Raw genomic sequence first — 14,835 nt, forward strand, 5'->3', positions numbered from 1 at the left:
ATGAGAATTAAAAATGGATTTAAAGTTAGTGCTGTGTCAGCTTTTATAAGCTTACTATCTCTATCTACAATTGCTCAGAGTTCTTTACATACGGATGTCATGACCGCAGAAAGACAAGGCGCTAAAACGCCAGATGCAGTCTTGCAACGATTAAAAGAAGGGAATGACCGATTCGTTAGTAGAAAATTAAAAAATCGAGATTTGCTAGCTCAGGCTAATGCAACATCTGTCGCACAATATCCAGTAGCTATTGTATTAAATTGTATGGATGCTCGTACACCTCCAGAGATTGTTTTTGATCAAGGTATTGGTGATATATTTGCTATCCGAATTGGGGGTAATATTCAAAATAGCGATATTTTAGGAAGTATGGAATTTGGCACTCAATTAATGGGAGCTAAATTAATAGCTGTTATTGGTCACGCTAGTTGTGGAGCCATACGTGGTGCATGCCAAGAAGTTCAATTAGGACATCTTACGGCTTTATTAAATAAAATTCATCCAGCAGTAATACAAGCCTCTCGTAATAATAAAACAAAAGATTGCTCTAATTCACATTTTGTAGATCAAATAGCTGAATATAATGTTCGCTTAGTTATGAACCAAATCCAAACTCAAAGTCCCCTTTTAAGTAAATTAATTAAAGAGGGTAAGATTAAAGTGGTAGGTGGAATGCAAGACATTACAACTGGAAAAGTTAATTTTTTTAATTAAATTAAAGAAAAAACAAGGGAAGTTAAATGAATAACCGACTTCGTTCAACACGTTTTTTAGTTGCAATAGTTACTAGCCTCTTTTTAATCAGTACCATAGGTTACTCTGCCTCGCTTTACTATCATAATAAATTTATTTCTTATAATGATATAGGTGAAGGCAAATCTCTAGTGTTAATTCATGCTTTTCCAACAGATAAAAGATTGTGGTCACTACAAGAGAAGGGCTTAGCAAAGAAATTTCGAGTTATTAGCTTAGATTTGTGGGGCTTCGGTGAATCATCTTCTGTAGATGGCAGTACAATTTCTATGACTGATTATGCAGAGGAGGTACATCAATTATTGCATTACTTGCATATAGAAAAAGCAATTATTGGTGGAGAGTCCATGGGCGGTTACATTGCTCTTGCTTTTCTTGAAAAATATCCAAGCCAAGTTGAAGGCTTAATCCTTTCTAATACACAAGCCAATGAGGATGATTTAGATACCAAAGCTTCTCGAGAAAAATTAGCAGCTGAAATTATCAAAAAGGGAAGTGATAGTTTTGTTAAAAATTTTTTAACAAAGGCGCTATCTCCCAAAGCCGCAGAAGACACTAAGGCTTATCTTTCTCATATTTTAGTATCGCAAAAACCAGCAGCACTTGCCTCTGCTTTAAGAGGAATGTCTATCCGAAACAAAATGTTTCATGTATTAGCTAATTCAGACATTCCTATATTAATAATCACCAGTGATCAAGATATTGTTATTTCCTCTCAAAAAAGCGAAGAAATGCATGCGATTACTAAGAATAGCCAATTAATTACAATTTCTAATGCAGGACATTTATCAAATTTAGAACAACCAGAACAATGGAATAATGCTGTTATTAACGCATTTTAGAATAGCTTAACAAGCTTAATAAATGCTTATAATAATTAAAAATGACGGATAGTTTATGGATATGTTATATGTATAAGATTATATTTTTAATAGGGTGTTTCTTTATGAGTACTAATATCGCCTCAGCTAATACTAACAAACCTTATGATAATGCCTATAATTACTCTTTTAACACATTGGTTGGACAACAGCCTTTGCCTCTTAGTCAATTTAAAGGAAAAGTTTTACTCATTGTTAATACAGCTTCTAAATGTGGTTTTACACCTCAATATGCTAGTTTGGAGACACTTTATCAAAAATATAAAGCTCGTGGCTTAATAATACTTGGCGTTCCTTCAAATGATTTTGGTAGTCAAGAGCCCGGCACAGAACAAGATATTGCTGAATTTTGTCGAATTAATTATGGCGTTTCTTTTCCTATGACTGCGAAAGAAGTGGTTTCCGGTCAGGAAGCTCATCCTTTTTTTCGTTGGGCTAAACAAAAATTAGGATTTGGAAGTGCTCCAAAATGGAATTTCCATAAATATCTTATTAATCGGAAAGGGGAGCTGATTACCTTTTATTACTCAACCACAAAGCCAGATTCTTCAAGGTTAGTGAAAGCGGTAGAGAAGGCTCTTGATGAACAATAAAAATTAGCTAAGCATTATAGAATTCAAATTCTGCATAAAATGATTAATAATTTTTATCTTATAAATTTTAAACAAGAACTAAAATTAAATAAAGAATAACAGGTATAACTTTATGCTAGACAAAATGCAAAAGTTTCTTATAAAAAATATTGCCGAAATGGAGTTTGAATATAATTTAGGTGAACCACACGAACAATTTTACTTTTACTGTGCTCTAAAAAATATGCTAGATGGTCTTGAGTTAAATTTTGAAGAGCAAAACCATCTTGGCAATATAATTTACCGACAATACTTAAATCCTGAAGTTGCTTTAAAAGGAGAAAAATTAAATGATGCTGAAAAAAAAGAAGCCTCATTGGTATTTCAAATCTATTTATTAAGATGCTTACTACAGCAATTTAATAACCCAGAAAGTATTATACAATTTGTATTTGATATAGATTGGTTTAAGCAGCAACGAGAACGACTTACACAAGTTGCACAAACAAAACCACCTTTTCAATTTGAATTCAATAAATCTTATCCACATAAGGGAAAAATTTATATATTAATGCTTATAGTTGCTGCTTTAATTTCACTTTATCCTGTAAATTATTATGGCCAAAATAAAAAGGCACTTAGAGAATTAGGAATAGCTAAGGAAGATTTAGTAAATTATTCATTTATTGCTTTTGTTTTACTTTTTGCTGGTTTTTTTGGCTTAAAAGAAGGTGTTAGTTATTATCAGCAATCTAATACTTTTTTTAAAGAACAAAAGTCAGTTGCTGCAGATTTTGATTCTTTAATTGGAGAAATAAATAACTTAATTGAATATAATCAGTATAACCATTTAAAGCCCGGGCCTATTCGCTAGACCAGATTAAATGTTTCTTTCGAAAAGAAATTGTCATTTAATATTATTCTGCCTTCTCTAAACCAGGTGGCGAATGGAACCTATACCTAGCTAAGCTAAACTACTATAAAGAAAGTTCCAAAAATAAAACTGCTCGACCTGAATTTAAGCTTCTGTATAGTTGATACAATTCATTAATTATATCGTAAATGATTGGTTGATATAAAAAAATAGGATTTTTATGAAAATATATTAGACAAGTTTGGCATTAATTAACCTGAGAAAATTATATGAATGCTCAAGCTATAGAAAATAATCAACAAAAAATTGGTTTATTAATATTTGCTATAGCTATTGGTATTTTTACCTTGGCATTTAATGCCACAACGTTTTATAACTTAACACCGTTATTAATTAAAGAATTTAATTTATCAACAACTACCGCTCAATGGTTATTTAATAGTTATTTATTGGCAATTCTTGCGTTAGTCGTTATAGGCGGCAAGCTAGGAGATAACTTTGGCAGACGCACTATTTTTTTAATTGGCTCCCTAGTATTTGCTCTAGGTTCATTTGTCATTGCAATTGGTATAAATGGCTGGATGTTTATTCTAGGTCGGACAATACAAGGTTTAGGCGTTGCCTTCATTTTTCCTGGCTCCTCCTCACTGATTCGGGATAGTGTTCCAGAAGACAAACAAATTTTTGTTTTTGGTATTTGGTCAGCAGCTTCTGGCTTAGGTATGGCGTTAGGGCCAATTATTGGCGGGATAATAGCAGAATTACTTAATTGGCGAATTGTTTTTATAGTTAATATAGGTGTAATGGTATTTTCCTGTATTATTATTTTATTATGTGCATCTAATAATAAAAATATGTCAGTAAATCAAACTGACTTTGTTGGTTTAATTCTATTTATTATTAGCATTACTACTATCGTATTAGCGCTAGTAGAAGGTAATACTTGGGGTTGGATAAACATCAAAACCTTAAGCAGTTTTATGGTGGGTATAATATCTTTAGCGATTTTTTTATATGTAGAAACAAAAATATGCTATCCCTTGCTTAATTTAAAAAGTTTTACCAATCCTTTTTTTAGCATTGGTATTTCACAAACGCTATTTCCTAAAATTGCTATAGCTGCTTTACCTAGAGAAAAAACAGGAGAAGCATCTGGCATGGTTGTAAAGAGTATTTATGTAGGTGTTATTTAGCCATTTCGTTAGGTGGAATAATTTACCACCAAAGCACGCAGCATCATTTCACTCATATACTTGATAGTTATGAAGTTAGCTACCAATTACAAACACAACTTTACGATCAATGGGTAAATGCTAGTAGTAACTTCTTTCCGAGCATTCAACATATACAAGAACCTCTACATACTGCATTAATAACTGCAACTAAACATGCCGCTGTGACGGGATTTAATGCTATAGCTTGGTTAATTACTATTTTTTCCATACTCAATTTAGTGGCAGTTATGTTAATTTATAAATATAGAAATTGATAAATTATTTCTAAATAGGGTCGCTTGAGTTGATTTTTTTTGCGAAAAAAAAGTATATTTGCCTATATTATGGCAATTAAATCATTATTTCAGTGAATTTAAATAAAATTATTCAAATTAAAGCAAGAGACAATCATTGTTTAGAAGCAATTTATGCTACTCCTACAATTATAAATGGTTCAGGTCTCATTGTACTACATGAAATTTTTAGTCTAACTTCCTTTACTAATGTTTCAGGACCTGATTGTATAATTAGCTCTCTTCGCAATTCCCGCAAATTTACCAAGCACTATGATTCTAACCCTCCTTTATTAAGGTAAAAGGGCTATTTTGTTTATTTTTAGCTTATTTGTTAAATAAACAAATAAATTGACTTGTAATTAAACGATAAGTACTGGTACGAGATAGAAAGATGCAGTATAAAATAGAACGAGAATTTATTTTTGACATCCATGATATTATGGAGCCTTTACAAGCTCAAAGATTGCTTGTAGGTACTGCTGATGAGTTGGGTTTAGTCAGTGATCATGTACAAGATCTTTTCTGGCTACCACGTAAAAGTTCAAATGATGGTATCTTAACTATTGAATCAATGAAGTATAATCATTATGCTGAGCCTGCATTTCGATGGCAAAGAAGCGAGACTAAACGTTTGCGATTAACCACAGAGGGCTGGTGGGATTTTGATGATATTTCCTGTAAAGGAAAAGTACTTCCAATAACCAAAGATAATCTTACCCCTGAGCGTGTTCAGGAGTTAAAAGAGAAATTACAAAAAGACTACAAGCTCAATCTAAAAAACATGATTTATCCAGAAATAAAATGGGCTGACGAGAAGGCAAAGGCTGCCAAGTGGGCACTGGAAAATCTGAATAGTCAATTTACCAAAGTAGTGCCTGAGGATTCTCCGGTGAAAGGTATAATTAGAGGGCCTGCCACAACTGGTTCTAAATTCCTAGCACCTATGAGTCAAGATACATTACCTGTGATACGAGGTACATCTCCCTTAAAAAACCTATGCAAATTCCTGAAATTACGAAAAACAGAATATTTTATAGCGATAGGGATATGACCGAGGAACATATTAAACGACTTCTGGATAGAAAACTCAATTCATTAGATGAGTCTACACAGGAGGTATTACGTAAAACAGGTGATAAGGTCTGGTTCATACGCCGCGTTTACGAAGGAACTTTTTTAGTAGAATCGATGGCGTATGATCAAAAATCATCAAAATGGGAACTACAAAAGCCTGTACGTTATACGTTAACAAAAGCGGGGTGGGTGGAGAATTACCACAGAGAGAGATCTACTGGATTGGAAGAACTTATGCAGAAATATGGAGGAAGGATTTTAACGCCAAAGGTAACTGAGGGGGCGTTTCCTACATTATTAGCGACTTTAAATAAATTACACGGCTGTAAAGAAGAAAATAGAAGTAATCCTACTTTAACAGATCCTGAGGAGGTTAGTCTCTTTCCACCTGAAGGCTCAGTGATACCGTCAAAAGAGACGATTCATTACGATTACAAAGTAGATGAACAAGACAAGGGTAGAAAGCATACCTTTGAAGTAAACGGTAGTAATACAAATGCGTTTAAAAATTTCAGGGGGGATTTTTTAAAAACCCAGATTCTTTCAGACTTTAAATCCCAAATTAGTAAGGCAACCAGCTTAAAAGAACTAGAAAAAATTGTGAATACCTTAAAATATAAAGATAGTGATCCAAAAAACCAATTTACTCCTGAATATGAAGTTATTAGAACAGGACAAGGATGGGCAACAAGGAACTTAGGCCTGTCAACTTCTTGAGAGAAGGCGTTGGAGGCGATAATAAAAGACCAACAAACTCTTATAAAAGAATTAAATCAAACAACTAAGCCCGTGGTGAGACATGGTTGAAGGTTACTTCGCTAGAAGCGCTGGTTATATCAATCGCACCAACACAAAGCGATTTAGAACCAACCTTGACTATTTCTTAACGCAGGTTTTAATGACTGAAAATAAATGTATCACCGAGCGACCTAGCGGTTGATACAAACCACTAACGCATCACATTGTTAATAAATTTCTAAACATTGAGTTAATTTAGGGCGGTCGCTTTAGAGGCCGAGGCCGAGACTTTATCTTTAAATATAAGATTTTTCATGCAGCCTCCTTTCAGGAGGGTATCGACTTGCAAGTTTAAATTTTGCTCAAGGGTACTAACGCGGGATAACCAACTAATCGTGACATTACTTTTTCTCAATTATTATTGTTTTTAATGAGTTTGTAATACTTTGGTTAAAATATGGAAATATAATAGAAGTAGCAATTTAAAAAGGTAGGCTGAATAAGGGAAATTAGCAGTAAGGAAGTAAAAGAGTTATGAGTATCAAAAAACGGTCGTTTCTTGAGACTTAAATTAACTATTTAAAATTTGGCTAGCTAATTAAAATAGATTAATGCCGCAGTATTAATCTAAAATTTTATAACTTTATTTTTGCACAAAAGCGGTGAGGATGGGGCAGGGTTTGGAATCAGTCTTCTTACATTCTTTAATTAAATGATAAAGTGCATTTCGGGCTTCTTTAAGCTCAAGAATCTGGATATCGATTTTTGCAATCCGATTTTGAGCAATACCTCTTACACGCTCCCGATCATTTTGGGCGTCAAGCTCTAATAACTCTTTTATCTCCTTTAAAGTAAAACCGGCCTTCTTTGCTGAAAGAATGAATTGTAGACGACTAATGTCTTGCTCACCATAGCGGCGAATTTTTTTTGAACTAAATTCCTCTATGCGTGGGGGAATATTAAGAAGTCCTTGTCTTTGATAATAGCGAATCGTTTCTACTCCAATCCCACAAAGAGTAGCTAATTCCCCAATTGTTTTATTACTCATTATTTGACTCCGTACTATAGTACATACTCTATATTACTTATAAACCATGAATCAATGGAGTATTCAAATGAGTAATACAGCTAGAAAAGCAACCCTTTATCGTATGGTGATGCCAAAACACACCTGCCCTTATGGTCTTAAAGCAAAAGACTTATTACAACGGCAAGGTTATAGCGTTGAAGATAAGTGTTTAACTAGCCGTGAGGAAGTAGATGCTTTTAAAACAAAGCATGGCGTAAAAACAACGCCTCAAACATTTATTAACGGAGAACGGATTGGCGGATATGATGATTTACGTTCTTATTTTGGCAAAAAAGTGCAGAATCCAGACGAAAAAAGTTATCGTCCTGTAATTGCTCTTTTTGCAGTAGCCGCACTTATGGCACTTGCTACAAGCTATGCCTTTACCGGCTCAGTTTTTACAACAAGAGCTTTAGGCTGGTTTATTTCGTTTAGCATGGTAATCCTTGCGCTTTTAAAACTGCAAAATATTGAGAGTTTTTCAACTATGTTTCTAAATTACGACCTTTTGGCCAAGCGGTGGGTTCCATACAGTTATATTTATCCTTTTGCAGAAGCATTAGCAGGGATTTTAATGATTGCTGGAGCTTTTCACTGGATTTCGATTCCAGTGGCTTTATTTATAGGAACGGTAGGTGCCATTTCGGTCTTTAAGGCAGTTTATATCGATAGGCGTGAGTTAAAATGTTCCTGTGTTGGCGGCAATAGTAATGTACCCTTAGGATTTATTTCATTGACTGAAAATTTAATGATGATTGGAATGGCTTTAGCAATGTGGATTATGTAATGTAATGATAATCCCATTTAATTTTTGCGACATCATCATTCATTGATCTAGAGTAGAGATAACATTACAAATAAAATCGCCTGCATCAATGCTTCTGTTAGTTAAAGTTAAGTTGAGCATTAAAATTGAAATTGAGCTTGTTATGAGAAAGGTGGCTATTTAACTCATGAGTCTTAATTTAACCTGCTAGTTACTAATTGCTAGCTTAAATTTACTGTGCTAAGGTGGTTTACTGAAATTAGTGTTTTACAGGTTGTCTGCATTTTAGTTTTCTATTTGTAAATAATTAATGATTACAATAGAGGATTAAGTCATGAATCAACATACTATTTAAGTAGCTAATTTACCCTTTAATACTACGGAAAACGCAATTGAGACTGAATTTTGTAAGTTTGGTAAAATTGTTGAGCTTTATCTAATTAAAGATCGTTTCACAGGTTATTGTAGAGGAATGGGCTTAATCACATTTTCTTCTCAAAAAGAGGCTACCAATTCTTTGGAGATGCATGGCCAACAGTGGTCTGGACGAACCTTAAAGGTAACTCAAGTTCAAACCGTGCTCTTAACTTTTAATGAGATATAAAATAGCGTCATTTTCATGGTAAATTGCTCCTTCATTGTATCGCTTGTACTATAAGTATGGTATCAGTTATCGAGATTTAGAGGCAATGATGAAAGAACGCGGACTTGCATTAGATCAAACAACTGCTTATTGATAGGTCCAATATTTTGCGCCACTGTTAAAGCATAACTAAAGTAATATAAAAAACGTTACTTACACCGCTGGCACCTTGATGAAAAACCTATGACAAAGGTGAATGGAAATATTTATACAGCGATTAGTGAAAGCAGAAATATCATTGATCTTTATCTATTTCATCGCCACAATTCTAAAGGGGTTAAAATTTAGATATCTAGTCATAAATTTTGACAAAGATGTGGTCGTTACCCCATATACAGCCAAAATTAAGCTTCCCAGACATTTTTTTACTGTATTGTAGTAATTAGTTGCCTATTAGAATGATTAAGCCGTTATACAATTAGAGATAAGGGTTGAGGAGACCAACACTCTTAATAATAAGTTTTCATGTGCAATTTAAAGAATACCAACGTTTAAAAAATTCGTAGTTTTCCTTTATGATGTTTTTAAATAACTTAAGGAAATTACATGAAACGGATAATGATTGAATTGACTTGCTACTTGTTTTCGGTTTTTATTGCAAGCAATCAACTTTATGCGAGCACCTGCAAGCTTGCTAGACTTGATGTGAAGTCGCCTTCGCTAACGCTAATAGCCAACAGTCTTACAGATGTTATAACTTTAACAAATAAATCTACCTGTGTTACGGCTGCTAACGTTCGAGCAAAACTGCCTAATAGTTGGCTCGATGTCACTCAAGATGCAAGTGATTGTGTATATCTTGCGCCAGGACAAAGCTGTGAACTACGCTTTAGGCCAGGCCAAACTGATTATCTAGAAAAACCAATACAAATTCGAGGTAGTAATACTAAAACCGTAACCGTTCAAGCTGCAGTAAAAAGATTATTTATTTATATTGCAAATGCTAATGTTCCGAATAACCATCTAGGTAAAATTACTCGCTGCCAAATAGGCAGCAATGGCATATTAAATCAATGTAAAAATTCTAGGCTGGGAAGAGAAGGCTTCTTTGACATTGTTATTCATCCAACTGGTAAATGGGCCTATATTTCGGAGTTTTACTCGGGCGGTGTCTATAAATGTGGGTTGACTAGAGCGGGAACTTTAAGAGACTGTGGTGTTATATTGAATAATCGTCCTGACCATTCGCCACCTTCAGGTATCACCCTTAATGCTGTAGGTACATTAGCGTATTTGGCATATTGGGATCATATAACAACATGTCAAATTAAAGCAGATGGTCATTTAAGCCCTTGTAGGAATAGTAGTTTCATAAAAGGTAGTCCTCGAGAAGTAATACTAAACTCTACTGAAACTAATGCTTATATTAGCCTGCATGACCTTAACGCTATATTTAAATGTGGTATTGATGCTAATGGTGTAGTACATAACTGTAGCGAAGCAGTTAATGGCTTGGCCTTCGCTCCTTTGAGTATTACCTTGAATCGAGCCGGATCTCTGGCCTATTTAATAAATGAACTTAAGAACAGTATTTCCAAGTGCAACATAGAAACCAATGGCAATTTCAGTCATTGTATTAATTTAACGTCACCAACATTTTATCTGCCAAAATATTTAGCTTTTCATCCCATTGAGCCTTTGGCTTACATTACCAATTCAGCTACCAACGCTATTTCTACCTGCTTTGTTACTACTAATGGTGATTTAATCGATTGCAAGACCAATTTAGCTAATATGGATTATCCAATAGGCATTACTTTAATATTATTATAGAGGAACTATTGGGGTGTTCAAAAACTATAAGGACTATAGAAACACAAATTTAGCACGTAGTTCAGCTATAGAGATGAAATAATTGGTTAATAAAGGAGACTTCATTATCCGCTCCATACATCCACTTATTAAATTGTCCTTTTCAAAGCATCCGCATGATTTCAAATCCTTTAATCGTGTCATAAGCAGTTTTCATGGAGCGGAATCTTAAAACAGGATTGATAAGGCGTTTAAGCTTACCATGGTCAGATTCCAAACGATTATTAAGGTATTTTATTTGCAAATGAGTGACCTGTGGCGCTAAATTTCCTTCCTGTTTTAATTCTTTAATGGCTTGATTATAGGCTGGATTTTTATCGGTGTTGACAATGCTGACATCGCAAATTAGATTGCTTTTTATCAGTTTCTTTAAAACGTTTAGCCACTTTAGCGTTACGGCAATGAGACAAATAAAAATCAATGGTATTACCGCCTTCATCAATTGCTCTGTATAAATATTTCCATTTACCTTTGACTTTAACGTACGTTTCATCGAGATACCATTTTCTAGAATAACGTTGTTTATACCAATCTAATCTTTTCTTTAGCTCAGGCGCATAGCATTGTACCCAACGATAAGTTGTGGTGTGAGCGATTGATACAACACGCTCCTTTATCATTTCCTCTAAATATCTATAACTAATACCATATTTACAATACCAGCGTACATATTGCAGGATCAATTCACCATGAAAGTGACGCCATTTGAATGCTAGAGGTTTAGTTGAGCGCTTTTTTTGATTCTATTATTTAATCAAATTAGATTAAATTATAAACGAATTATTGCGCTATCTATTAAATTGGCAATTTATAATAACCAATTTAGGGGGCCAGGTGGAGGATCAAGTAGCATCCGTTTATTTAGCAATTGAGGTCAGTTTTGATATAATGGGTGGCACCGAACCATCTCACCCAAGTAGTTGGTAAAGAGTTTTTACCAATTACTTGGATAGGATTACTCATTACATTGGTGTCTGATTTTTTTAGAAATCAAAGCCTAGATAACAGGCTTCTTTCTGGACATCCTCTCCCAGGCTCATACTAAGAAGTGTATCTCTTTTCAGTTTCTTCAAACCAAGCATCTAAACTTAGCTGACCATTCACCTTTTCTTCACTTACGGACTGTTTTGAATTAAAAAATTGTAGCCAAATAATGCGATTGGTAGTGACAATGTCGTTTTCGCTAGTATGTTCGTGATTATAACTTGCCACTCGGTGACCTTCATCAAACAATTTTAAATTCATTTCTTTTAGTGCGTTCAATTCATCTCGCCAAGTGGCATCCGCACTTAGGCGCGCAAATACAGAATCACCGATTTCGTAAAGTTCCTTGCTACACCAATCAATCACATAAGCCTGAAAGGCACAGCGTTGATTTTCTGGTTGCTTAAGCTTTACTACCCCTAAATAAAATTTTTGAAAATTGTAAGTTTGGAAAATCCGATTTTATCGAAACCTACTTAACATTCTGCAAATTTATCCATTGTGAATCAGTATAGTGCAATTTTAGTGAAGCCCAATTCAGCAACATTCTTTTCCAAAAGCAATATCAAACGGCTAGTATCCTTCTTCTGTGGCAAAGGTTATTAGTGTTTAGGCATGCGAGGTAATGATTTAAATATCTGGCATTTACATTAACCCTTTACACCTCTTGTCGATCTATATATATACTTATTGTATATTCCTTAACTTATTAATCCAGGTATTTATTATCCTTTCGGAAAGTTACCATGCTATCGTTAGAAAATGTTACACCTGAAGAGTGGGAATTTGCAGAGCGTTATTTAAAGCCAGCTTCTGATGGAACAAAAATTAAGAAAACGAATTGGAAAAGAAAATATATTAATCCTACAACTGGGGTAGAGGTTAAGCTTAAACATTCTTTTATAAAAATAGAAGATAATATTTATACCATGGCCTCAGGAGAATATCTAGGGAAAGGTGCTTTCGGGAAAGTTAAACTTGTTAAAAATAAAGATAATAAATTATTCGCTATAAAAATTTCGCGAGAGATTAACTGGGATGAAGCAAAAATTTCAAGAGATCTAGGCATAGAAAAAGCACGACCAATTCAAATAATTGGTAGTTTTAAAAATTATCACCTCATGGAGTACTTAGGGACTAGTCTTTCAGACTTTCTAAGCGAAAATAATTTAAATGGATCTCAACGACTTGATCTAGCTTTACAATGCGTAGTGCAAGTAGATAATTTTCATAAAGGATATTCAGCTATTTCTAAAAGGAAACGGATTCATAGAGATATAAAGGAAAGCAATTTTGTAATTAAGGAGGGAAAAATTACTTTAATAGACTTCGGAATAGCAACAAATATAAAAGATAGCAATGAAATATTTTATGGTCAATATTGCGGCACACCTGGTTATATAGCACCTGAAGTAGAACAATATCAAACTTCCGTTAAATCTGATATATATTCTTTAGGCGTTGTTCTAGAGCATGTAAATAAAGGAAATAAGAACGTAGCTTATCTTTATACTCTAATGCAGAGTGAAAATCCCCAACTAAGGCCTGATTTAAATTTAGTAAAAATCTTTCTACTTGTAGAATTAAATAATTCTGATGAAGTCTTTTATAACGAATTAAATCTTACTGCAGGACAAGCCAAAGCAGTAACTGTAGCGATGCTATGCTCAAAATCAGTAAAATTATATGAAGAAAGCTTAATTAATAACATTAAAAATAACCCTCTTTTATGTCAAGTACTCACAATTTGTTATGATTATTTAAAAGATAAAGACCTGTTTTCATATCATGGAAAAAAGGCAACAGAAAAATTTGTTTCCAACCTATTAACAAATCCCGCTCTGCGTACAGAAGAAAAAATCAAGGCAGAAATTGATAATTATTTATTCGGAAAAGGGGAGTATGGTACATGGTATGGTGGTGCTTCTAGCCATAAGGAAGGATCGAGAATTTCTTATATGCAAAAAGGCGGATTATTTGCTTTAAAGGGCCACGATGACAAAAAGCAATCATCAGAGCGCTCTGCAGACGAATTAAAAGAACCATATCTAGACGTAAAACCAGATAATTAATACTCTTCTAAATTCTAGCTGTAAGTGCAATCAATCTCCTATAACTATTTTTTTATTAATAGATAATTTGATAGAGAGCCATTCGTTTTTAATTCATAGTTTGTTATGTAGGAATTGGGTAGCCTTCTATTTTAGCAACCGCTTCTGACCACTATTTTTCATTCGCACTCGGTGGAAATTGTTTATCCCCGACTATAAAGAGATTTCATTGTGCTTCACTTAACTCAATGTCATATTTATAGGACATAAAAAGATTAGCACTTGCGACGATTCCTTTAGCAAAATCTGCAGGTTCCACCCGTCTTGATTTTTTATTAATAGTAATAGGGTGGCCATAAAAGGAAGTATGATTCTCTAACATATTGTAGCAAAAATTAAAGCGAACACTATTTACAAAGCCTACAGCGGGCCATAAATTATAAAACTCACCTTCAGCTTGTCTAAATTGCTTGTCAATTTTTCGCAGCACTTCCTGCCCTTATACCCTTTACCATTTTTCTTAATACAAAGGGGCTATCGCCAAATCAACTTTTAAGCGCGCATCAAATTTGCAGTGGCAGTATAAAGTTTCACGTTGGAGTGCAAAAACAATTCGTGCTTGTTTCGTAGCCTGAGTAAACGTTTTAGGTGGCAGTGCTAATACAAAAAAAGACAAAATCAAAATAGAAGCAAAGCTTAGTAAAATGAGTTTTTGAAGTCATTAAAATAAACCATTTAAAAGTAAGTTATCCTTTTTGAAACCTAGCATGTAAAAATTTAAATCAAGTATATGAAAGTTTAAAAGTCGAGGAATATCCTAGCATTTAAACTCCTAATAGGCGTTCAATTTGATAATTTCTACGAGATATACTATTTCTTTTAATTGCGGTAAAGCATTTACTGATTGATTTGTTAAGATATATTTTACTTATCCTTTTATAATTGGACTACTACTTGAAGTTATGTCTTTGCAATCCTTATATTATTTACAAAATTGCCTTAAATAAATTGCTAAAGTAGTTGTTAATTAATTTTTAAACTGGCTTTCTACTTAGCTAAAAGTTAAGTGATAACAAATTATTTGACATCTGTGACTTAAAGGAATCTA

The 14,835-nt window shown here is 33.7% G+C and carries 13 protein-coding genes and 2 pseudogenes; 11 read left to right on the forward strand and 4 right to left on the reverse strand.

The genetic code is table 11. The features are described from left to right. From DYH30_RS16000 to DYH30_RS16035, 7 genes are all read left to right on the forward strand, one after another. Entirely contained in the window at nucleotides 1-714 is a 714-nt protein-coding gene (locus DYH30_RS16000; protein WP_115332760.1) for a carbonic anhydrase family protein, read from the forward strand. 26 nt (nucleotides 715-740) lie between these two features. After that, nucleotides 741-1,595 (forward strand): alpha/beta fold hydrolase, encoded by an 855-nt coding sequence (locus DYH30_RS16005; RefSeq protein ID WP_115332761.1) that lies wholly within the window; start codon nucleotides 741-743, stop codon nucleotides 1,593-1,595. A 104-nt stretch (nucleotides 1,596-1,699) separates the two neighbouring features. Further along, the gene (locus DYH30_RS16010; RefSeq protein WP_115332762.1) at nucleotides 1,700-2,227 is read left to right on the forward strand and encodes a glutathione peroxidase; all 528 of its coding nucleotides are present in this window, start codon (nucleotides 1,700-1,702) and stop codon (nucleotides 2,225-2,227) included. A gap of 112 nt (nucleotides 2,228-2,339) precedes the next feature. Next, nucleotides 2,340-3,080 (forward strand): hypothetical protein, encoded by a 741-nt coding sequence (locus tag DYH30_RS16015; RefSeq protein WP_115332763.1) that lies wholly within the window; start codon nucleotides 2,340-2,342, stop codon nucleotides 3,078-3,080. A 269-nt stretch (nucleotides 3,081-3,349) separates the two neighbouring features. Further along, nucleotides 3,350-4,273, forward strand: a complete 924-nt coding sequence (locus tag DYH30_RS16020) for an MFS transporter (RefSeq protein ID WP_115332764.1) — start codon at nucleotides 3,350-3,352, stop codon at nucleotides 4,271-4,273. Between the two features lie 708 nt (nucleotides 4,274-4,981). Then, nucleotides 4,982-5,641, forward strand: a complete 660-nt coding sequence (locus DYH30_RS16030) for a hypothetical protein (protein ID WP_115332766.1) — start codon at nucleotides 4,982-4,984, stop codon at nucleotides 5,639-5,641. Further along, nucleotides 5,638-6,381, forward strand: a complete 744-nt coding sequence (locus DYH30_RS16035; protein WP_160116236.1) for a hypothetical protein — start codon at nucleotides 5,638-5,640, stop codon at nucleotides 6,379-6,381. Before DYH30_RS16030 ends, DYH30_RS16035 begins: the two co-directional genes overlap by 4 nt. A gap of 664 nt (nucleotides 6,382-7,045) precedes the next feature. On the opposite strand, the gene DYH30_RS16040 is transcribed toward DYH30_RS16035, so the two are convergent. Further along, a complete protein-coding gene (locus DYH30_RS16040) occupies nucleotides 7,046-7,450 on the reverse strand; it encodes a MerR family transcriptional regulator (protein ID WP_115332768.1) in 405 nt (134 codons plus the stop codon). 67 nt (nucleotides 7,451-7,517) lie between these two features. Here DYH30_RS16040 and DYH30_RS16045 point away from each other — a divergent pair, with 67 nt between their 5' ends. The 3 genes and pseudogenes from DYH30_RS16045 to DYH30_RS16055 all read left to right on the forward strand — a co-directional run bounded on the left by DYH30_RS16045 (nucleotide 7,518) and on the right by DYH30_RS16055 (nucleotide 10,653). Further along, nucleotides 7,518-8,258, forward strand: a complete 741-nt coding sequence (locus DYH30_RS16045) for a MauE/DoxX family redox-associated membrane protein (protein ID WP_115332769.1) — start codon at nucleotides 7,518-7,520, stop codon at nucleotides 8,256-8,258. Between the two features lie 346 nt (nucleotides 8,259-8,604). Continuing rightward, a pseudogene (locus tag DYH30_RS16050) lies at nucleotides 8,605-8,841 on the forward strand (RNA recognition motif domain-containing protein); the annotation flags it as partial. A 585-nt stretch (nucleotides 8,842-9,426) separates the two neighbouring features. Next, entirely contained in the window at nucleotides 9,427-10,653 is a 1,227-nt protein-coding gene (locus DYH30_RS16055) for a hypothetical protein (protein WP_115332770.1), read from the forward strand. A 61-nt stretch (nucleotides 10,654-10,714) separates the two neighbouring features. On the opposite strand, the pseudogene DYH30_RS16060 reads toward DYH30_RS16055, so the two are convergent. Together DYH30_RS16060 and DYH30_RS16065 are read right to left on the reverse strand one after the other, a co-directional pair. Beyond that, nucleotides 10,715-11,375: pseudogene (locus tag DYH30_RS16060) on the reverse strand (IS6 family transposase). A gap of 358 nt (nucleotides 11,376-11,733) precedes the next feature. Further along, a complete protein-coding gene (locus DYH30_RS16065; protein ID WP_131740734.1) occupies nucleotides 11,734-11,955 on the reverse strand; it encodes a hypothetical protein in 222 nt (73 codons plus the stop codon). Nucleotides 11,956-12,422: 467 nt separating this feature from the next. Here DYH30_RS16065 and DYH30_RS16070 point away from each other — a divergent pair, with 467 nt between their 5' ends. Beyond that, nucleotides 12,423-13,748: a protein kinase domain-containing protein gene (locus tag DYH30_RS16070; RefSeq protein WP_115332772.1), complete on the forward strand. Its 1,326-nt coding sequence runs from the start codon at nucleotides 12,423-12,425 to the stop codon at nucleotides 13,746-13,748. A 205-nt stretch (nucleotides 13,749-13,953) separates the two neighbouring features. Here DYH30_RS16070 and DYH30_RS16075 read toward each other — a convergent pair whose 3' ends face one another. After that, nucleotides 13,954-14,217 (reverse strand): endonuclease, encoded by a 264-nt coding sequence (locus DYH30_RS16075; protein WP_115332773.1) that lies wholly within the window; start codon nucleotides 14,215-14,217, stop codon nucleotides 13,954-13,956. Nucleotides 14,218-14,835 lie beyond the last annotated feature (618 nt).

It is taken from the genome of Legionella busanensis (assembly GCF_900461525.1).
In the GTDB taxonomy this organism is placed as follows: domain Bacteria; phylum Pseudomonadota; class Gammaproteobacteria; order Legionellales; family Legionellaceae; genus Legionella_C; species Legionella_C busanensis.

Excerpts from the sequence above, each read along its gene's own strand:
- DYH30_RS16000 (WP_115332760.1), top strand. The coding sequence starts at position 1 with ATGAGAATTAAAAATGGATTTAAAGTTAGTGCTGTGTCAGCTTTTATA.
- DYH30_RS16005 (WP_115332761.1), top strand. The coding sequence starts at position 741 with ATGAATAACCGACTTCGTTCAACACGTTTTTTAGTTGCAATAGTTACT.
- DYH30_RS16010 (WP_115332762.1), top strand. The coding sequence starts at position 1,700 with ATGAGTACTAATATCGCCTCAGCTAATACTAACAAACCTTATGATAAT.
- DYH30_RS16015 (WP_115332763.1), top strand. The coding sequence starts at position 2,340 with ATGCTAGACAAAATGCAAAAGTTTCTTATAAAAAATATTGCCGAAATG.
- DYH30_RS16020 (WP_115332764.1), top strand. The coding sequence starts at position 3,350 with ATGAATGCTCAAGCTATAGAAAATAATCAACAAAAAATTGGTTTATTA.
- DYH30_RS16030 (WP_115332766.1), top strand. The coding sequence starts at position 4,982 with ATGCAGTATAAAATAGAACGAGAATTTATTTTTGACATCCATGATATT.
- DYH30_RS16035 (WP_160116236.1), top strand. The coding sequence starts at position 5,638 with ATGACCGAGGAACATATTAAACGACTTCTGGATAGAAAACTCAATTCA.
- DYH30_RS16040 (WP_115332768.1), bottom strand. The coding sequence starts at position 7,450 with ATGAGTAATAAAACAATTGGGGAATTAGCTACTCTTTGTGGGATTGGA.
- DYH30_RS16045 (WP_115332769.1), top strand. The coding sequence starts at position 7,518 with ATGAGTAATACAGCTAGAAAAGCAACCCTTTATCGTATGGTGATGCCA.
- DYH30_RS16055 (WP_115332770.1), top strand. The coding sequence starts at position 9,427 with ATGAAACGGATAATGATTGAATTGACTTGCTACTTGTTTTCGGTTTTT.
- DYH30_RS16070 (WP_115332772.1), top strand. The coding sequence starts at position 12,423 with ATGCTATCGTTAGAAAATGTTACACCTGAAGAGTGGGAATTTGCAGAG.